Source organism: Streptomyces inhibens, from assembly GCF_022221585.1.
Classification (GTDB): Bacteria; Actinomycetota; Actinomycetes; order Streptomycetales; family Streptomycetaceae; genus Streptomyces; species Streptomyces inhibens.
Window position 1 is genome coordinate 6,896,475 of the sequence record NZ_CP084681.1, and the last position, 19,752, is coordinate 6,916,226.

Genomic DNA, 19,752 nt, shown 5'->3' on the forward strand with positions numbered 1-19,752 from the left:
TGGGGACTGCGACCCGGAGGCTAGGAAGAGTGTGTTACCGGTGACCGCTTTCCGGATGACGCGGCTGTTTCCGGGGGTTGTTCGCCGCCGGGCCCCGACGAGGGCGTGTCTTTCGGATCAGCCCGGACCCGCGTCCGGTTCACAGCCGCGCCGCCTTGAGCGCCATGTGCAGCAACAGCCGGTGCTCACCGTCGTCCAGGTCGAGGCCGGTCAGCTTCTCCACCCGGCCCAGGCGGTAGTAGAGCGTCTGGCGGTGGATGCCCAGCGCCTGCGCGGTGCGGCTCGCCTGGCCCGCGCAGTCGAGGAACACCTCGGCGGTGCGGGCGAGTTCGGCGTGTGCCGGGGCCAGCAGCGGGCCGATGGCCGGGTCCGGTGCGGCGGCCGGCAGCGCGGTGAGCATGCGGTACCCGCCGATCGCATCCCATTGGGCGATCGGACCCAGCCGGGGCTCGGCGCGGGCCGCGCGGGCCGCGTCCAGCGCCTCCCGCCAGGTGGCCGGCAGATCGGCCAAGTCCCTTGTGCCGATGCCGATTCCGGCGGCGCCCTGACCGGCCGGGCCACCGGCGCGCGCGGCGCCGCGCCCGGCCTGCCCGTCCGCCGGGCCGCCGGACCGGCCCGCGGCGGCCGGTGTGCCGCCCGCGCGCGGCGAGCGCAGCAGATGCTCGGCCACCGTATGGGCCGGGGCGAGCGCACCGGTCGAGCGCAGTCGTACCAGCGCGGCCAGGGCCGGTGCGGGCCCCGTGGGCCGAGGGCGGACGGCGGCGTCCCCCGCGCGGCCGCGCCCCTTGCCGTTCGGCGCGGCGGTGTCCGGCTCGTCCGGCCCCACGGGCGCGGGCTCCACGGCGTCGGCCGGGCCGCCGCCGGCCGGCAGCGCACAGGCCGCGAGCAGGCCCGGCAGGCTCGGCAGCGGCGCCACGTCGGTGTCCGAGGTGTCCCAGGGCAGCACCGCGACCAGGGCGAGCGGGACGCCCGGGGTGAAGCGCAGGGTGTCCCGCAGCGCATCGCGCAGCGCGGCCGCGGCACCGGGCCGCCCGGCGGGCTCCGAGATCAGCAACTCCCGCAGCAGATCGCCGAGTTCGGACCCGGCACGGGCCTCGTCGGCCAGCAGCGCGCCGATCCGGGCGGCGGTCTCCATCGCCTGTGCGATCCGCGGGTCGGGCGGTGCGCCACGGCCGCCCAGCGCGAGGTCGGTCAGATGCCCGTCGTCCAGCAGCCAGACATAGCCGTGCACGATGCCCCGATGGCGTACGGGCAGGCAGATCCGGCCCCTGAAGACCCCGGCCGCCGGGTCGGGCGGAATGCGCAGCGCCGTCTTGGCGCGGGCGATCCCGAACGCCTCGAACCAGGCCCGTACGGCCGCCGACGAGCGGCGCTGCAGGATCGAGCGGGTCCGCACCGGGTCCATGACCTCGTCGTCGTCGCCCTCGTGCGCACCGAACGCAATCAGCCCGAAATCCCGGTCCTCCAGCGTCGCCGGCGCACCGAGCGCCGCCGAGATCTCGTCCACAAGCTGCTGGTAGTCGCCCCTCATCCGCCGTCCGGCCCCTCTCCTGTCACCACACCACCGGCACCGCCGGCATCTCGGACACCCGTCACACCACTGTCACCACTGGCATGGGTGTCCTACCCCTATTCTCATACATCTGTCTGAGATCCCGACCACGAAGGCGTGACAGCTGTCGATGGCCGGGAAGTGGCGCGATCCTTAAATTTCAGGTGGCTCAATCTTGCCGACGCGTCCGCCCCGTCCGGTGTCCGCCCGGCACTTGTCACCCTGAAACGTGGAGGTGCCCCATGCTGGGTCCCGTGCTTCTCGCCGCATCGCGCAGCGACAGCATCCGCCGTATCGTCGCGGCCGCTCCGGTCACCCGCCCCGTGGTGGACCGGTTCGTCGCCGGCGAGCACCTGGACGAGTCCATGGCGGCGGTGCGGAACCTCGCCGCGCGAGGCCTGGAGGTCACCCTCGATCACCTCGGCGAGGACATCACCGACCCGGCCGAGGCGCTGCGCAACCGCGACGCCTACCTCCAGCTGGCCGCGGCCCTCAAGGAGCACGGGCTCGGCGTGAAGGCCGAGATGTCGGTCAAGCTGTCCGCCTTCGGCCAGGCGCTGACCGGCGGGCACGAGCTGGCGCTGAAGAACGTCACTCCGGTGGTCGAGGCCGCCGCCGAGGCCGGAACGACCGTGACCCTCGACATGGAGGACCACACCACGGTCGACTCCACCCTCGCGATCCTCGCCGACCTGCGCGAGCGCTTCCCCCAGACGGGTGCGGTGCTGCAGTCCTACCTCTTCCGCACCGAGGACGACTGCCATGCGCTCGCCGGGGAAGGGTCCCGGGTGCGGCTGGTCAAGGGCGCGTACAAGGAGCCCGCGACCGTCGCCCTCCAGGACAAGCGGGAGGTCGACAAGGCCTATGTGCGCTGCCTGAAGATCCTCATGGCCGGGAAGGGCTACCCCATGATCGGGTCGCACGACCCGCGGATGGTGGCCATCGCCCAGGACCTGGCGCACCGCAACGGGCGCAAGCCGGCCGACTACGAATTCCAGATGCTGTACGGCATCCGTGAGGCGGAGCAGCAGCGGCTGGTCGCCGAGGGGAACCGTATGCGGGTGTACATCCCCTATGGCACCGACTGGTACGGCTACTTCATGCGCCGGCTCGCCGAGCGCCCGGCGAACCTCGGATTCTTCCTGAGGTCGCTGGCGACCCGCGGCTGACGGAACAGGGCCCGAGGCTGATCGCCTCCGGCGGCGCCACGGGTGGATGCTGGAAGCCGGGGGGATGACCCCGATGTGGCCGCCCGCAGCCGCCCACCCGACGTGGCCGCGGCCGCACCCACCGACGTACGAAAACCGACGAGCGAAATCGAAGGAGACACGGCCGCTATGGACGCTGTGACCCAGGTCCCCGTGCCGGTGAACGAGCCGGTCCACACCTACGCCCCCGGCAGCCCGGAGCGTTCCCGTCTGGAGGCCAAGCTCAAGGAGCTGGCCGACAACCCGATCGAGCTGCCGATGACCATCGGTGGCGAGCGGCGGATGGGCGGCGGCGAGCGCTTCGACGTCGTGCAGCCGCACAACCACTCCGCCCGTCTCGGTACGTACGCCAACGCCACGGCCCAGGACGCCCAGGACGCGGTCGACGCCGCGCTGGCCGCCGCCCCGGCCTGGCGTGCGCTGTCCTTCGACGACCGCGCGGCGATCATCCTCAAGGCCGCCGACCTGCTCGCCGGCCCCTGGCGCGAGACGATGGCCGCCGCCACCATGCTCGGCCAGTCCAAGACCGTCCAGCAGGCCGAGATCGACACCCCCTGCGAGCTGATCGACTTCTGGCGCTTCAATGTGCACTTCGCGCGCCAGATCCTCGCCGAGCAGCCCCCGGCGAACTCCCCGGGTGTCTGGAACCGCTCGGACCACCGCCCCCTCGAAGGCTTCGTCTACGCGATCACGCCGTTCAACTTCACCGCGATCGCCGGCAACCTCCCGACCGCGCCCGCCCTCATGGGCAACGTCGTGGTCTGGAAGCCGTCCCCGACCCAGACCTACGCCGCCGTGCTGCTGATGCAGCTGCTGGAGGAGGCCGGGCTGCCCAAGGGCGTCATCAACCTCGTCACCGGTGACGGCAAGGACCTCTCCGAGGTGGCGCTGACCCACCCCGACCTGGCGGGCATCCACTTCACCGGTTCGACCAAGACCTTCCAGTACCTGTGGAAGACGGTCGGCCTCAACATCGAGAACTACAAGACCTACCCGCGGCTCGTCGGCGAGACCGGCGGCAAGGACTTCATCGTCGCCCACCCCACGGCCGACCGCGCCGTGCTGAAGACCGCCATGACCCGTGGCGCCTTCGAGTTCCAGGGCCAGAAGTGTTCCGCGGCCTCCCGCGCCTACGTCCCGGCCTCCCTCTGGAACGACGGCTTCAAGGAGGAGTTCGCCGCCGAGGTCGACTCCCTCAGCATGGGCGATGTCTCGGACCTGTCGAACTTCATGTCCGCCGTCATCGACGAGCGCTCGTTCGCCAAGAACAAGGCGGCGATCGACCGTGCCAAGGCCGACCCGACCGTCGAGGTCGTGGCCGGCGGCACGTACGACGACAGCGAGGGCTACTTCGTCCGCCCGACGGTCCTGGTCTCCACCGACCCGGAGAACGAGATCTTCAAGGACGAGTACTTCGGCCCGATCCTCGGCGTCTACGTCTACGACGACGCCGACTACGACGCCATGCTCACCCAGATGGAGTCCGCCTCTGCCTACGGCCTGACCGGTTGCGTCATCGCCCGGGACCGTGCCGAGGCGGCCCGCACCTGCGAGCTGCTGCGCTTCGCGGCCGGCAACTTCTACATCAACGACAAGCCCACCGGTGCCGTCGTCGGCCAGCAGCCCTTCGGCGGCGGCCGCGCCTCCGGCACCAACGACAAGGCCGGCGCCAAGCAGAACCTGATGCGCTGGACCTCCACCCGCTCCATCAAGGAGACCCTGGTCCCGCCGACGGACTACCGCTACCCGCACATGGGCTGATGCCCGCGTGAACACCGACGGCCCGGCGCCCCTCCTCACCAGGGGCGGCCGGGCCGTCGGCGTGCTCCCGGGCACTTCGTGTGGCGCAGCCGACACCGCCGAGCCGGATCGGGTGGGACGCCTGTGACCTGCGGATATCCGGGGATCACCGGTTCGGGAACACGGTCGCCGTCTCAGATAGTAGGAAGCCCAAGTAATTGTGCAGACATCACGGCCGAGCTGCCCTAGCTTTGTAGAAGCCGAACGTAACGCTCCATCGAGCGACTGCGGATGCGGCCCGGTGCACGAGCGCAGGTGACCCCTGCGGCGCCGAGGCCCCCGCCCCTACCGGCCGCTTCTGGATCGACGCTTCCCCACCGTTCTCGGGGCTTTGGCATTGGAGACGTGAATCATGGCCGAGACTGCCGTCCGCAGGACCCGTCACTCCGCCCGTACGACCAACGAAGCCGACCGCCGGAACGCCGCGGCCGCTCTCCAGCGCGCCCTCGACCGCCGCGACAACGGCGGCTCCACCGGGCACTGAAGTGATGCGCGCACAAGTTGGGCCCCTGCCGTCGCGGCTGTCGTCGGAGCTGTGCCACTGCTGGTGGCGGATCCGGTCGTCGCTGGCCCGTTGGATCGGTCCCTCGTAACGCCACAAGGGCGCCCGGATCCGGGGCGCCCCTGCGGGTGGGTGTGAGCCGGCTCAGTGTGAGCGGGTCACCTCGAAGTGGTCGATGCGCTCGCCGGATTCGGCGAGCGCGGTGACCTTCATCCTGGGGCGGTGGCCCGGCGAGACCTCGACGGCGATGAAGGAGTAGCCGGTGTAGCGGACCCGGGACCACTCCACGGTGTCCTTGGTCTTCACCTGGCCCTTGGACCAGTGGTAGGTGTCGACGTGGTCGAGGTCCTTGACGTGGCCCTCGTAGCTGTCGGGTACGGGGAAGTCGTAGAGCGACTTGCCCGCGCCGCCGGCGGTGACGTAGACGATGCCCTCGTGTGCGGAGTCGACGCTCTCGCCGATCGGCATCTTCTTGCTGACCCGGCCGCCCTTGATGGCGTCGGTCCGCTCGTAGACGTGGTTGTGGCCGTTGATGACCAGGTCCACCCGGTGCTTCTCGAACAGCGGCAGCCAGGCGTCGCGCACCCCGCCCTCGGAGGCGTGCGAGTTGGTGGTGGAGAAGGCGCAGTGGTGGAAGAAGACCACGATGAAGTCGATGCCCTTGGCGGCGCGCAGCTCGGCCAGCCGGCGGTCCAGCCAGCGGGTCTGCCTGCCGTCGGTGTAGCCCTGGTTGGCGGGGATCTCGTACGAGATGTCGTTGGCGTCCAGGGCGACGACCGCGACATTGCCGTAGGTGAAGGAGTAGACGCCGGGGGCGTTCTTGGCGTCCGGGCCGTTGCCGGGCAGCGTCCAGCGGGCGTTCTGGCCGCCGTAGCCGTTGGGTGAGTACCAGGCCTCCATGTCGTGGTTGCCGGTGGTCACCATCCACGGCACGGACTTGGCCACCGACTCGGTCTGGGCGAGGAACTGGTCCCACACCCGTGCGTCATAGGTGTCGTGGTCGGAGCCCTGGCCGTCCGGGTCCGCGTAGCAGATGTCGCCCGCGTGCAGGTGGAAGGACGGGTTCTGACCCAGGATCAGCTGGTCGTTGGCGAGCGCGTGGTAGCTCACGCCCTGGTCGCCGAAGGCCGTGAAGACGAACTTCTCGGCGCGGGCCGGGGCGGTACGGAAGGTGCCGACGGTGGAGAAGTGGCGCGGGTCGGCGGGGTCGAAGCCGTCGTGGCCGACGCCGTAGTAGTACGTCGTTCCCGGGCGCAGTCCGTCCAGCGCGGCGTGCAGGTAGTACTGCTGCACGGCGGGCAGCTTCGCGGACAGCGACGGTGTGTGCAGATCGCGCACCTCGGCCTCGATCTTGCGCCCCAGGTCCCACGGCTTGAGGCCCACCCGCAGATACGGCCGCTTCACCGCGAACGGCACCTGCCAGCCGACGCGCATCTGGCTCTTGGGGTCGGCGCCGAAGGCCAGATGGCGGCCGAAGGGGGCCACCAGCGAACCGTCGACGGTGGCGGTGGCCCGCGAGGCGAGGAGGGTGGGGGAGACGGCCTGGGCCGAACCGGCCAGCAGACCGGAGCCCGCGACCACTCCCGCGGTGGCGGCAGAGGTGCGCAGCAGGCCCCGGCGGGTCAGCTTCGTACGGAGGTAGTCATGCTGCTCGGGCATGCTCATCCGGGCCGCGAGCTGCTCCGGTATACCGACGCGAGGGGTGTGCGAGGGCAGGGGTTCGGCCCCCCGGGGGTTTCCAGTCATGCTGCCGAATTTCGCAGCATCACCCGACCACAGTGGGGCGTTGGGGTGAACGGCAGCTGACCGGCTTCCCATGTGTCCGTATGGCGGACGTTACGTGTCAATCAATGGGACAGCGAGTAGGGTCCAAACATGTCTCGCAGCATTCGCCTCGCAGTGATCCCCGGTGACGGTATCGGCCAGGAAGTCGTGGCCCAGGGCCTGAAGGTCCTGACCGCGGTCCTCCCGCAGGACATCAAGCTGGAAACCAAGGAGTACGACCTTGGTGCCAAGCGATGGCATGCGACCGGCGAGACCCTGCCGGACGCGGAGCTGGAGTCGCTCAAGCAGCACGACGCGATCCTGCTCGGCGCCATCGGCGACCCGTCCGTACCCTCCGGTGTGCTGGAGCGCGGTCTGCTGCTCAAGCTCCGCTTCGCCTTCGACCACTTCGTCAACCTGCGCCCCTCGAAGCTCTTCCCGAACACGGCCACCCCGCTCGCCGGCCGCCCCGACATCGACTTCGTCGTCGTGCGCGAGGGCACCGAAGGCCCCTACACCGGCAACGGCGGCAGCCTGCGCACCGGCACCCCGGCCGAGGTCGCCACCGAGGTCAGCGTCAACACCGCCTACGGTGTGGAGCGCGTGGTCCGGGACGCGTACGAGCGGGCCAACGCCCGCCCCCGCAAGAAGCTGACGCTGGTTCACAAGAACAACGTCCTGGTCTACGCGGGCCACATGTGGAAGAACATCTTCGACAAGGTCGGCCAGGAGTACCCCGAGGTCACCACCGACTATCTGCATGTCGACGCCGCGACGATCTTCTTCGTCACCCAGCCCGAGCGGTTCGACGTGATCGTCACCGACAACCTCTTCGGCGACATCCTCACCGACCTCGCCGCGGCCGTCACCGGCGGCATCGGCCTGGCCGCCTCCGGGAACATCAACCCGACCGGCGAGTTCCCTTCGATGTTCGAGCCGGTGCACGGCTCCGCGCCGGACATCGCGGGCACCGGCAAGGCCGACCCGACGGCGACGATCCTCTCCGTCGCCCTGCTGCTGCGCCACCTCGGCTTCGAGCCGCAGGCCGCCCGCATCGAGGAGGCCGTCGCGGCCGACCTGGAGGCCCGGGACGGCACGGCGCGCAGCACGGACGAGATTGGCGATGCGCTCGCGGCACGCGTAGCGGGCTGACGCCCGCGCACCGAGCAGAACGTGACAGCGCCGGGCCGCCTACGGTCCGGCGCTGTCCGCGTTAATCCACTCTGGGCTACCGCCCGGTTGGGTGCGACCATCGGAGCCGGACCGCGCACACGGTTCCAGCGGCGGAGAGCCACGGGCGATAATCGGACGTGGTGTCGCCGTCCGCGAGGAAACTCGGACGTCCCAGTAACGACCGGTACGTTCAAGATCTCGTCGTGCGCGCGGCCGCCACAAACCGCACCGGTGCCGCAAGGTGGGGGGCCGACCCCCCGACCCCCGGCCGGAGGGCTGGGCCGGTGACCCTCCCCCAGCGCACGCTGGGAGGTACCCCCAGGTATCGGAACACGCAGTGAAGGACATGCATTCATGACGACGCCCACGATCGAGCTCAAGCCCTCCTCGCACCCGCTGTCCGACGCGGAGCGGGAGCAGATCCTGGCCGCCCCCGGCTTCGGCCGCCACTTCACCGACCACATGGTGACGATCAAGTGGACGGAGGGCCGCGGCTGGCACGACGGGCAGCTCGTGCCGTACGGGCCGCTCTCCCTCGACCCGGCGACCAATGTCCTGCACTACGCCCAGGAGATCTTCGAGGGCCTCAAGGCCTACCGCCAGCCCGACGGCTCCGTCGCCACCTTCCGCCCCGACGCCAACGCCCGGCGCTTCCAGGCCTCCGCGCGCCGCCTGGCCATGCCGGAGCTGCCCGTCGAGACCTTCATCGAGGCGTGTGACCTGCTCGTCCAGCAGGACAAGGACTGGGTGCCCGCGCACGGCGGCGAGGAGTCGCTCTATCTGCGCCCGTTCATGATCGCGACCGAGGTCGGCCTGGGCGTGAAGCCCGCCAACGAGTACCTCTTCGTCGTCATCGCCTCGCCCGCGGGCGCGTACTTCGCCGGTGGCGTCAAGCCGGTCTCCATCTGGCTGTCCGAGGACCGGGTGCGCGCCGTCCCCGGCGGCATGGGCGACGCCAAGACCGGCGGCAACTACGCCGCGTCGCTGCTCGCGCAGGCCGAGGCCGCGGTGCACGGCTGTGACCAGGTCGCCTACCTCGACGCCGTGGAGCACAAGTGGGTCGAGGAGCTCGGCGGGATGAACCTCTACTTCGTCTACGGCGATAAAATCGTCACCCCCACGCTGACCGGCTCCCTGCTCGCCGGTGTCACCCGTGACTCCCTCCTGTCCGTCGCCCGCGACCTGGGCTACGCGTCGGAGGAGGCCCGGGTCTCCATCGACCAGTGGAAGACCGACACGGAGAACGGCACGCTCACCGAGGTCTTCGCCTGTGGCACGGCCGCCGTGATCACCCCGGTCGGCACCGTCAAGAGCGCGGGCGGCGCGTGGACCCAGTCCGACGGCGAGCCCGGCAAGGTCACGCTGAAGCTGCGCGAGGCGCTCCTCGACATCCAGCGGGGCGTTGCCGCGGACACGCACAGCTGGATGCATCCCCTGGGCTGATCCCGCCCCGGGGCGCTGCCCCGAACACGACCGAGGCCGCCTCCGACACGATGTCGGGGGCGGCCTCAGCCATGGTCACGCCGGCTCAGCCGACCTCCGCGGAGGCCTCCACCGGGGCGGCCGGCGGATGTGGCGCAAGGGTCCGCAGCGCCGGTACCGGCCGCGGCTCGCGCGCGGTGAGCGCCAGGTAGGCGACGGCGCCCACGGCCGCCGCGAGCAGGAAGCTGACGTCGATACCGCCGGTGAAGGGGAGCAGCGGCCCCGAGTAGAGCGGAGTGTCCACGCCCATCAGGCCGACCACCGAGCCCAGCGCCCAGGCGAGGGCCGCCTTGATGTTCCAGCCCGCCCGGTACCAGTACACGCCGCCGCGCGTACCGCGGTTGTAGACCTGTAGCGCATCCGGGTCGTACGCACCGCGGCAGCGCACGAAGCCGATCACGGTGATCACCGCCCACGGCGTACCGACGGCGGTCATCAGCAGGACGAAGGAGGTCATCGCGTCCTGCGCGGCCCACAGGAAGTGGCCGGCGTAGACCAGCGCGGTCGCGATCGCGGCGACCACGTACGTGGCCTGGGTGCGGGTCGCCCGCGGCAGGATGGCGTCCAGGTCCAGGCCCATGCTGTAGAGCATCAGACCGGAGTTGCCGACCGATCCGGCCGAGGCGTTGAGCAGCAGCAGCGCCAGGTACCAGAAGGGGGCGCCGGCCACCAGCGGGCCCGCGTAGTCCTCGCCCGCGCCGACCGCCAGCGCGGTGAACGTACCGAAGAGCTGCGGCACCAGCAGACCGACCACCAGGCCCAGACAGGTCGCGCCGAAGACCTTCTTGGAGCTGTGCCGGCGCGGGGAGATGTAGCGGCTGTAGTCGCCGAGCAGGGTGATGAACGCGATGGGGCCGCTCAGGCCCGCGGAGACGGCGGCCAGCAGCCAGGTCGGCCAGAAGCCGCCGAGCAGATACGAGCTGCCGTGCGGCGCCGCGGTGGTGAAGGTACCGGCGTAGGCGACGATGCCGACGGCCAGCAGGACGGTCAGGCCGATCGCGAGCACCTTGCTCAGCCGCAGCAGCACCCGGTAGCCGTAGACCGCGCCGACGGCGGTGGCGCCCGCCAGCAGGGCGTAGACCAGGGCGTACGTCGGTCCGCCGGTCGGCAGCCCGACGAGGCGGTGCAGAGCGCCGACGACCGCGTCGCCACCGACCCACAGGGTCAGCGCGGTGTAGCCGAGCGACAGCAGCAGACCGATGACCGAGCCGATGAGCCGGCCGCGTACGCCGAAGTGGGCGCCGCTGCTGGTGGAGAGGTTGGTGGCGCTGCGCAGCGAGACCAGCGCGAGCGGGGCGGTCAGCAGGGTGCCGACGAGGGTGCCCGCGACCAGGGAGGTCACCGAGGGCCAGAAGCCGAGCCCGAAGGAGACCGGGAGCCAGCCGAAGATGACCACGCCGAGGGCGAGGTTCGAGCCGAGCAGGATCGAGATGAGGTCGCGGGGACCGCTGGTGCGTTCCTCGTCCGGGATGGTGTCGACTCCGCGTTGTTCTATCGGCATGAGGGCTCCCCTGAGAGGCCGGACAACAGTGTGCGAGCAGTGCTCCGAGTGCAGTGCTCCGTGTTCTGGACAGTGCTCCGTCGAGTGGTACTCGCGGTGCCGGTGAGGGGCACTCTTGGCGCGAGATCATTTAGAGCGGCGTTCAATTCGCTGCTTAGTTAGAGCAGCGCTCAATGTCGCTCATCCCCATGCAGTAGGTCAATGCTTTCGCGTTGACCATTTTGTTGGTTAGAGTGCTGCTCTAATCGAGCTGGAAGGTGTGACGGGATGCGGTTGACGCCGACGGAACGCGACCGGCTGCTGCTGTTCGGCGCAGCCGAGCTGGCGCGGACGCGCCGGGCCCGCGGACTGAAGCTGAATGTGCCCGAGGCGACCGCGTTGATCGCGGACACAGTCTGCGAGGCGGCGCGGGACGGGCGCCGCCTCGCTCAAGCCATCGAGGCGGCACGCGGCGTGCTCGGCCCGGACGATGTGCTGCCGGGCGTGGCCGATGTGGTCACCGAGGTGCATGTCGAGGCCGTTTTCGACGACGGCTCCCGGCTCGCGGTGGTCAGCGACCCGATCGGCGCCGGCTCGCGGGCCGCGGAGCGCGACGAGGCCGCGGCCCCCGCGCCCGGCGCGGTGCTCCCCGGCCCGGCCGACCCGCAGCCCGAGCCCACGGTGGTGCTGACCGTCCGCAACACCGCGACGGTGCCCATCAGCGTCACCTCACACTTCCACTTCTTCGAGGCCAACCCCCGGCTGGACTTCGACCGCGGCGCCGCGTACGGCATGCGGCTGTGCGTCCCGGCCGGCTCGTCGGTGCGGTTCGACCCCGGCGGCGCCGCGGAGGTCGGTCTGGTCCCGATCGGCGGCGACCGGATCGCGATCGGCTTCGCCGGTCTCGTGGACGGCCCGCTGGACGCGCCGGGCGCCAAGGAAGAAGCGCTGCGGCGGGCCACCGCCTGCGGCTACCTGGGAGCGGAGGAGCAGGCATGACCAGCAGCATCGACCCCTACGAGTACGCGTCGGTGCACGGCCCGCGGGCCGGCGACCGGGTCGTCCTCGGAGACTCGGGCCTGGTCGTCCGGGTCGAGTCCGACGCCCAGAAGCCCGGCGACGAGTTCCTGGCCGGCTTCGGCAAGACCGCCCGTGACGGGCTGCACCTCAAGGCCGCCGCGGTGCGCGAGACCTGCGATGTGGTGATCAGCAATGTGCTGGTCATCGACGCGATCCAGGGCATCCGCAAGGTGTCCGTCGGCATCCGTCAGGGCCGTATCCACGCCATAGGGCGGGCCGGCAACCCCGACACCCTCGACGGCGTCGATGTCGTCGTCGGCACCGGCACCTCGATCGTCTCCGGCGAAGGCATGATCGCCACCGCGGGCGCCGTCGACACCCACGTCCATCTGCTCTCGCCACGCGTCATGGAAGCCTCGCTGGCCTCCGGCGTGACCACCATCATCGGCCAGGAATTCGGGCCGGTCTGGGGCGTCGGCGTCAACTCTCCCTGGGCTCTGGGGCACGCCTTCGGCGCCTTCGACGCCTGGCCGGTCAACATCGGCTTCCTCGGCCGCGGCTCCTCCTCGGGCGATGCCCCGCTGGTCGAGGCGCTCGCCGAGGGCGGTGCCTGCGGCTTCAAGGTGCACGAGGACATGGGTGCGCACGCCCGCGCCCTGGACACCGCGCTGCGGGTCGCCGAGGACCACGACGTCCAGGTCGCGCTGCACAGCGACGGCCTCAACGAATGCCTCACCGTCGAGGACACCCTGCGCGTCCTGGACGGCCGCACCATCCACGCCTTCCACATCGAGGGCTGCGGCGGCGGACACGTCCCCAACGTCCTGAAGATGGCCGGGGTCCCCAACGTCATCGGCTCCTCCACCAACCCCACCCTCCCCTTCGGGCGGGACGCGGTCGCCGAGCACTACGGCATGATCGTCTCGGTCCACGACCTGAAGACCGATCTGCCGGGCGACGCCGCCATGGCCCGCGACCGCATCCGGGCCGGCACGATGGGCGCCGAGGACGTGCTGCACGACCTCGGGGCGATCGGCATCACCTCGTCCGACGCCCAGGGCATGGGCCGCGCGGGCGAGACCGTACGCCGTACCTTCGCGATGGCCGGCAAGATGAAGGCCGAGCTCGGGCCCCTTCTTCCCCAAAACGGGGAGGCCGGCGACGGCGCCCATGACGACAACGCGCGGGTGCTGCGCTATATCGCCAAGCTCACCATCAACCCCGCCATCGCCCACGGCCTCTCGCACGAGATCGGTTCGATCGAGGTCGGCAAGATGGCCGACATCGTGCTGTGGAAGCCGCAGTACTTCGGCGCCAAGCCGCAGCTGGTACTGAAGTCCGGCTTCCCGGCCTACGGCGTCACCGGCGACCCGAACGCCGCCACCGACACCTGCGAGCCGTTGGTGCTCGGCCCGCAGTTCGGGGCGTACGGCGCCACCCCCGCCGAGATCTCGGTCGCCTTCGTCGCCCGCGCCGCGGCCGAACAGGGCGGCGACCACCTGCCCACCCGTCGCCGCCGGGTCGCCGTCCGCGGCACCCGCGGCATCGGCCCCGGCAATCTCGTCCGCAACTCCCGGGTCGGACAGGTCCAGGTCGACGGGCACAGCGGACTGGTCACCCTCGACGGCGACCCGATGCGCTCGGAACCGGCCGACACCGTCTCGCTGTCCCGTCTGTACTTCTTGTGACACCCGTACGTCTTGTGACACCCGCCTGCTCCACCGGCACCCTTGCCCGACTCCCACTGTGAACCGTGAGGACCTCCGCATGAACACCCCTGTCGCCGACGGCTTCCGTATGCCCCCGGAGTGGGCGCCGCACGAGCGCACCTGGATGGCCTGGCCCGGCCCCAACTTCACCTTCGGTGAGGAGGGCGGCGAGACACTGGCCGAGGCCCGTCGCGCCTGGGCCGCCGTCGCCCGGGCGGTCCGCCGCTTCGAGCCGGTCACCGTCGTCGCCGGCCCCGGCCAGTCGGAGGGCGCCCGCGCACTCCTCGGCGCGGACATCGACCTCGTCGAGCGCCCGCTGAACGACGCCTGGATGCGCGACATCGGCCCCACCTTCCTCACCGACGGCAGGGGCTCGCTCGCCGCCGCCGACTGGGTGTTCAACGGCTGGGGCGCCCAGGAGTGGGCCCGCTGGGAGCTCGACGAGAAGATCGCCGAGCAGGTCTCCGCACTCGCCGGAGCCCGCCGCTACGCCACCCCCCTCGTCAACGAGGGCGGCGGTATCCACGTCGACGGTGAGGGCACCGTCCTGCTCACCGAGACCGTGCAGCTCGACCCGGGCCGTAACCCCGGCCGCACCGCCGAGGAGGTCGAGGCCGAGATCCACGCCCACCTCGGCACCACCAAGGCGATCTGGCTGCCGCGCGGCCTCACCGCCGACTACGGCCGGTTCGGCACCCGCGGCCATGTCGACATCGTCGCCGCCTTCGCCCGCCCCGGCGTCGTACTCGTCCACACCCAGCCCGATCCCGACCACCCCGACCACGCGATCTGCCACGAGATCGTCAAGCTGCTGCGGTCCGCCACCGACGCCAAGGGCCGTCAGCTGGAGGTCGTGGAGGTGCCCGCGCCCACCGTCATCGAGGAGGACGGTGAGCTGGTCGACTACTCCTACATCAACCACTACCTCTGCAACGACGGTGTGGTGCTGTGCGGATTCGACGACCCGCGCGACGAGCACGCGGCCGGAATCTTCCGCCGGCTCTTCCCCGACCGGACGGTCGCCCTCGTCGACGCCCGTACGATCTTCGCAGCGGGTGGCGGTATCCACTGCATCACCCAGCAGCAGCCGAAGGTCTGATCGCCCCCGACAGGCCCCGTCCACAGCCGACCCCGGAGGTCCCCGTGCCCGGTCCCGCGCGCCGTCCCCGGCGCCGGCTCAACCAGCCCCGCGAGCAGGTCCTGGCCGCGGCGATGGCCACCATCGCCGCGGAGGGCCTGGACCGGCTGACCATGGCCGGACTGGGCCGCGAGGTCGGCATGAGCAGCGGCCACATCCTCTACTACTTCGGTACGAAGGACGAGCTGCTGCTACAGACCCTCCAGTGGAGCGAGGAGCAGCTCGGCGCCGAGCGCCGGGCCGCTCTCTCCCGCCGTGTCCCGGCCCGCGAACGCCTTGACGCCCTGGTCGACCTCTACCTCCCCGAAGGCCACCGCGACCCGCGCTGGACGCTCTGGCTGGAGGTCTGGAACCGCTCCCAGAACGCCGACGAGGAGACCCGCGAACGCCAGCTCGACCTGGAACTCGCCTGGCACCGCGACCTGGTGGCGCTGCTCGTCGAGGGCACCTCGAAGGGCGAGTTCCAGCCCGTCGACGCCGAACGATTCGCCACCCGCACCCGCGCCCTCCTCGACGGCTTCGGCACCCACCTCGTCGTCGGCCTCCCCGGCACGGACCGCGCCCAAGTGCGGGAACATATAGGCGACTTCCTCGATGAATCGCTCGGCACCGTGCGCCCGTGACCACAACGCACACAAGTACGCACGATCGTTGCCGCCACGGCTCTTGCCGACGGCCCCCGGGTCCGCGACCGTGATCGGCTATGGGACGAGAGCAATGGAAGAAGATCTGGGTCGGCTCGGCCGGCAACATGGTCGAGTGGTTCGACTGGTTCGTCTACGCCAGTTTCGCGGTCTACTTCGCGGATTCGTTCTTCCCCAAGGGGAATGACACCGCGAACCTCATGAACACCATGGGGATCTTTGCCGTCGGCTTCTTCATGCGCCCGGTGGGCGGCTGGGTGCTCGGCCGGGTCGGCGACCGCAAGGGGCGTAAGGCCGCGCTCACCCTGACCGTCACGCTGATGTCCGCCTCGGCGATCCTTATCGCCGTCGCGCCTACGTACTCCGTCGCCGGCTACGGCGGTGTGGCCGTACTGCTCATCGCCCGGATGTTGCAGGGGCTCTCGGTCGGCGGGGAGTACGCGGCCAGTGCCACCTACCTCACCGAGGCGTCCGCGCCCGGGCAGCGCGGCTTCGCCTCCAGCTTCCAGTACGTGTCGATGACCGCCGGCCAGCTGCTCGGCCTCGGCCTGCAGATCGTGCTGCAACGCACCATGTCCGAGGACGCGCTGCACAGCTGGGCCTGGCGGATCCCGTTCATCGTCGGTGCGCTGGGCGCCGCCGTCGTCTTCTATCTGCGCCGCAACATGCTGGAGACCGAGGTCTACGCCGCGGACGAGGACGCCCACGCCGACCCGGAACGCGGCACCATCAAGGCGCTGCTGGCGCACAAGCGCGAGGCGTTCCTGGTCATCGCGCTCACCATGGGCGGCACGGTCGCGTACTACACCTACACGACATATCTGACCAAGTACCTCTCGGGCAGCGCCGGATTGTCCAAGCCGACCGCCTCCCTGGTCAGCTTCTGTGCCCTGTTCCTCTTCATGTGCCTCCAGCCGTTCGCCGGAAAGCTGTCCGACCGGATCGGGCGGCGTCCGCTGCTGATCACCTTCGCGGTCGGCTCGACGTTCCTGACCGTGCCGATCATGACGCTGCTCCAGCACGCCGGCAGCTTCTGGCCGGCCCTCGGGCTCTCGCTGCTGGCTCTGGTCGTGGTCACCGGCTACACCTCGATCAACGCCTGTGTGAAGGCCGAGCTGTTCCCGACCGGCATCCGCGCGCTGGGCGTCGCCCTGCCGTACGCCATCGCCAATGCCCTGTTCGGCGGCACCGCGGAATATGTCGCCCTGTGGTTCAAGAACGGCGGCATCGAGTCCGGCTACTACTGGTACGTCGCCGGTTGCGCCGCCGTCTCGCTGATCGTCTACATCACGATGCGCGAGACCCGCACCATCGATCTGCACCACGTCGGCAAGAAGGACGCCGGCGAGGGCAGCGGCGAGCGCGTGCTCGCATCCTGAGACGACCGACGCCGCGGGGGCAGTTTGTGCCAGACTGCCCCCGTGCTCTCGTTCGCCATGATTATTGGCAGCAGGCGCGCCGGTCCGCAGTGACTGCCCGTACGAACCGAGTACGGCGTAGCCACCGTCGTCCCAGACCCGCGCGCAGACCTCTCGCACCCGCGAGAGGTTTTTTCGTTTCCGGCCCACACCTCACCGGAGGCGGAGCGCGAGGGATCATGGAGGGACGGTGGAACCGGTTATTCCGGTAGACCGAGATCCCGACAGGAGCCAGATCAGCATGACGGACGCACACGAGCCCTCCCCGTCCTCGACCCCCCGGCCCGAAGGCGCGGTGTCCGACGACTTCCATGTGTTCGACACGACGCTGCGCGACGGCGCGCAGCGCGAGGGCATCAACCTGACCGTCTCCGACAAGCTGACCATCGCCCGGCACCTCGACGAGTTCGGCGTCGGATTCATCGAGGGCGGCTGGCCCGGCGCCAACCCGCGCGACACCGAGTTCTTCCAGCGGGCCCGGGAGGAGATCGACTTCCGGCACGCACAGCTGGTCGCGTTCGGCGCCACCCGCAGGGCCGGCGTCCGCGTCGAGGACGACCCGCAGGTCGCCGCGCTCCTGGAGTCCGGGGCCCCGGTCATCACGCTGGTCGCCAAGTCCCATGTCGGGCATGTGGAGCTGGCGCTGCGCACCACGCCCGAGGAGAACCTCGCGATGGTGCGGGACACCGTCGCGTATCTGCGCGCCCAGGGCCGCCGGGTGTTCCTCGACTGTGAGCACTTCTTCGACGGCTATGCGCTGGACGCGGTCTACGCCAAACAGGTCGTCCGGACCGCGAGTGAGGCCGGCGCCGATGTCGTGGTGCTCTGCGACACCAACGGCGGCATGCTCCCCGCGCAGGTCACCGCCGTTGTGCGGACCGTCCTCGCGGACACCGGCGCGCGGCTGGGCATCCACGCCCAGGACGACACCGGCTGCGCCGTCGCCAACACCCTGGCCGCCGTCGACGCGGGCGCCACCCACGTCCAGTGCACCGCCAACGGCTATGGCGAGCGGGTCGGCAACTCCAACCTCTTCCCGGTCGTCGCCGCCCTGGAGCTCAAGTACGGGCGCCGGGTGCTGCCCGAGGGCAAGCTCGCCGAGACCACCCGGATCTCGCACGCCATCGCCGAGGTCGTCAACCTCACCCCCTCCACCCACCAGCCCTACGTCGGCGTCTCCGCGTTCGCCCACAAGGCCGGGCTGCACGCCTCCGCCATCAAGGTCGACCCGGACCTCTACCAGCACATCGACCCGGCGCTGGTCGGCAACACCATGCGGATGCTGGTCTCCGACATGGCCGGCCGGGCCTCGATCGAGCTCAAGGGCAAGGAGCTCGGCATCGACCTGAGCGACGACCGCGCGCTGGTCGGCCGGGTCGTCGAGCGGGTCAAGGAGCGTGAACTGGCCGGCTACACCTACGAGGCCGCCGACGCCTCCTTCGAACTGCTGCTGCGCGCCGAGGTCGAGGGCCGCCCGCGCAGCTACTTCCAGGTGGAGTCCTGGCGGGCGATCGTCGAGGACCGTCCGGACGGCACGCACGCCAACGAGGCGACCGTGAAGCTGTGGGCCAAGGGCGAGCGGATCGTCGCCACCGCCGAGGGCAACGGCCCGGTCAACGCGCTGGACCGGGCGCTGCGGGTCGGCCTGGAGCGGATCTACCCGCAGCTGGCCCATATGGAGCTGGTCGACTACAAGGTCCGCATCCTGGAAGGCGCGCTGGGCACCGGCTCGATCACCCGGGTCCTGGTCTCCACCAGCGACGGCCGGGGCGAGTGGTCCACGGTCGGCGTCGCGGAGAACGTCATCGCCGCGTCCTGGCAGGCGCTGGACGACGCGTATGCGTACGGGCTGCTGCGGGCCGGGGTCGAGCCGCAGGACTGAATCCGGAGTGTGCACCGCCGCGGCGGTGGCACGGCCGCGGCCCCGCACGGCCCTCGGGGGAAGGGCGGGTGCGGGGCCGCGGGGCTGTGTGGGCCTGTGCGGGGTCAGGCCTGCGGGGCCGCCTTGACGGCGGAGATGTCGAAGGTGAGCTTGACCTTGTCGCTGAGCATCACGCCGCCGGTCTCCAGCGCGGCGTTCCAGGTCAGGCCCCAGTCGGAGCGCAGGATCTCGGCGCTGCCCTCGAAGCCGACCCGCTCGGCGCCGTAGACATCGGTGGCCGAGCCGTTGAACTCCAGGTCGATGGTGAGCGGCTTGGTGACATCGCGGAGGGTCAGATCGCCGGTGATGCGGTAGCGGTCCCCGGACACCTGCTCGGCGGCGGTGCTGCGGAAGGTCATCAGCGGGAAGGTCTCGGCGTCGAAGAAGTCGGCGCTGAGCAGATGGCCGTCGCGGTCCGCGATACCGGTGTCGATGCTGGCGATCTTGGTGTCGATGGACGCGGTGGAGCGGGACGGGTCGGCGCCGTCGAGTGTGAGCGTGCCCTCGTACTCGCCGAAGGAGCCGCGGACGTTGGTGACCATGGCGTGCCGGACGGTGAAGCCGATGCTGCTGTGGGCCGGGTCGATGGTGTAGTCGCCGGTCAGCGCGGCGAGCGCGGGGTCCGCCTCGAGGACGGCGGCCCCGGCGGTCGCGGCGGGGGCGGTGTCGGCGGGGGCGGCAGTGCGCTTGCGGTTGAACAGAGCCATGGCTCCTCCTCAAAGACGGGTCGCTCGGTGCGAGCAGGTTTGTTTAACCTTCAACGAGATTCACCGTAGCGGCATGTCGTTCAAAATTCAACCTCTTGTCTCGGTCGGGTGTTGCCGGGCTCGGCCGGGCGGGTGGCGGAGGGTGGGTGGCGGCCGGCGTTCCGGCGCGGCCATTGCCGCTCCGCCACGGCCCGTGCTAGACCGTCGAAAACTCCCAAGTGCGCAGCGCCACAC

At 70.6% G+C, this 19,752-nt stretch carries 15 protein-coding genes; 11 read left to right on the plus strand and 4 right to left on the minus strand.

Annotated features, from left to right (window positions below):
* Positions 1-139: 139 nt before the first annotated feature.
* Entirely contained in the window at positions 140-1,531 is a 1,392-nt protein-coding gene (locus tag KI385_RS31280) for a helix-turn-helix domain-containing protein (protein WP_238575452.1), read from the minus strand.
* Positions 1,532-1,794: 263 nt separating this feature from the next.
* On the opposite strand from KI385_RS31280, the gene KI385_RS31285 reads away from it, so the two are divergent.
* The 3 genes from KI385_RS31285 to KI385_RS44025 all read left to right on the plus strand — a co-directional run bounded on the left by KI385_RS31285 (position 1,795) and on the right by KI385_RS44025 (position 5,044).
* Positions 1,795-2,721: a proline dehydrogenase family protein gene (locus tag KI385_RS31285; RefSeq protein WP_238575453.1), complete on the plus strand. Its 927-nt coding sequence runs from the start codon at positions 1,795-1,797 to the stop codon at positions 2,719-2,721.
* A 168-nt stretch (positions 2,722-2,889) separates the two neighbouring features.
* On the plus strand, positions 2,890-4,521 hold the full coding sequence (gene pruA, locus KI385_RS31290; RefSeq protein WP_238575454.1) for an L-glutamate gamma-semialdehyde dehydrogenase: 1,632 nt from the start codon (positions 2,890-2,892) through the stop codon (positions 4,519-4,521).
* A 391-nt stretch (positions 4,522-4,912) separates the two neighbouring features.
* Positions 4,913-5,044 (plus strand): hypothetical protein, encoded by a 132-nt coding sequence (locus tag KI385_RS44025; protein WP_099055466.1) that lies wholly within the window; start codon positions 4,913-4,915, stop codon positions 5,042-5,044.
* Positions 5,045-5,206: 162 nt separating this feature from the next.
* Here the strand turns inward: KI385_RS44025 and KI385_RS31295 are convergent, their stop codons facing one another.
* Positions 5,207-6,808: a fibronectin type III domain-containing protein gene (locus tag KI385_RS31295; protein ID WP_238575455.1), complete on the minus strand. Its 1,602-nt coding sequence runs from the start codon at positions 6,806-6,808 to the stop codon at positions 5,207-5,209.
* A 129-nt stretch (positions 6,809-6,937) separates the two neighbouring features.
* Between KI385_RS31295 and KI385_RS31300 the strand changes: the two genes are divergently transcribed.
* On the plus strand, positions 6,938-7,978 hold the full coding sequence (locus KI385_RS31300) for a 3-isopropylmalate dehydrogenase (protein ID WP_238575456.1): 1,041 nt from the start codon (positions 6,938-6,940) through the stop codon (positions 7,976-7,978).
* Positions 7,979-8,353: 375 nt separating this feature from the next.
* Positions 8,354-9,442 (plus strand): branched-chain amino acid aminotransferase, encoded by a 1,089-nt coding sequence (locus KI385_RS31305; RefSeq protein WP_238575457.1) that lies wholly within the window; start codon positions 8,354-8,356, stop codon positions 9,440-9,442.
* Between the two features lie 85 nt (positions 9,443-9,527).
* Here the strand turns inward: KI385_RS31305 and KI385_RS31310 are convergent, their stop codons facing one another.
* The gene (locus KI385_RS31310) at positions 9,528-10,982 is read right to left on the minus strand and encodes a cytosine permease (RefSeq protein ID WP_238575458.1); all 1,455 of its coding nucleotides are present in this window, start codon (positions 10,980-10,982) and stop codon (positions 9,528-9,530) included.
* Between the two features lie 267 nt (positions 10,983-11,249).
* Between KI385_RS31310 and ureA the strand changes: the two genes are divergently transcribed.
* The 6 genes from ureA (at position 11,250) to cimA (ending at position 18,772) form a co-directional block, all read left to right on the plus strand.
* Positions 11,250-11,960, plus strand: a complete 711-nt coding sequence (gene ureA / locus KI385_RS31315; RefSeq protein ID WP_238575459.1) for an urease subunit gamma — start codon at positions 11,250-11,252, stop codon at positions 11,958-11,960.
* Positions 11,957-13,669 carry an urease subunit alpha gene (locus KI385_RS31320; RefSeq protein WP_238575460.1) on the plus strand — a complete coding sequence of 571 codons (1,713 nt, stop codon included), beginning with the start codon at positions 11,957-11,959 and terminating at the stop codon, positions 13,667-13,669. The genes ureA and KI385_RS31320 overlap by 4 nt, the downstream gene beginning before the upstream one ends.
* A 79-nt stretch (positions 13,670-13,748) precedes the next feature.
* On the plus strand, positions 13,749-14,789 hold the full coding sequence (locus KI385_RS31325; protein ID WP_238575461.1) for an agmatine deiminase family protein: 1,041 nt from the start codon (positions 13,749-13,751) through the stop codon (positions 14,787-14,789).
* A gap of 44 nt (positions 14,790-14,833) precedes the next feature.
* Entirely contained in the window at positions 14,834-15,451 is a 618-nt protein-coding gene (locus KI385_RS31330; RefSeq protein ID WP_238575462.1) for a TetR/AcrR family transcriptional regulator, read from the plus strand.
* Positions 15,452-15,531: 80 nt separating this feature from the next.
* On the plus strand, positions 15,532-16,851 hold the full coding sequence (locus tag KI385_RS31335; RefSeq protein WP_238575463.1) for an MFS transporter: 1,320 nt from the start codon (positions 15,532-15,534) through the stop codon (positions 16,849-16,851).
* A gap of 280 nt (positions 16,852-17,131) precedes the next feature.
* The gene (gene cimA / locus KI385_RS31340) at positions 17,132-18,772 is read left to right on the plus strand and encodes a citramalate synthase (protein WP_238575464.1); all 1,641 of its coding nucleotides are present in this window, start codon (positions 17,132-17,134) and stop codon (positions 18,770-18,772) included.
* Between the two features lie 104 nt (positions 18,773-18,876).
* Here the strand turns inward: cimA and KI385_RS31345 are convergent, their stop codons facing one another.
* Complete coding sequence (locus KI385_RS31345; RefSeq protein WP_238575465.1) at positions 18,877-19,518, minus strand: YceI family protein; 642 nt, start codon at positions 19,516-19,518, stop codon at positions 18,877-18,879.
* Positions 19,519-19,752 lie beyond the last annotated feature (234 nt).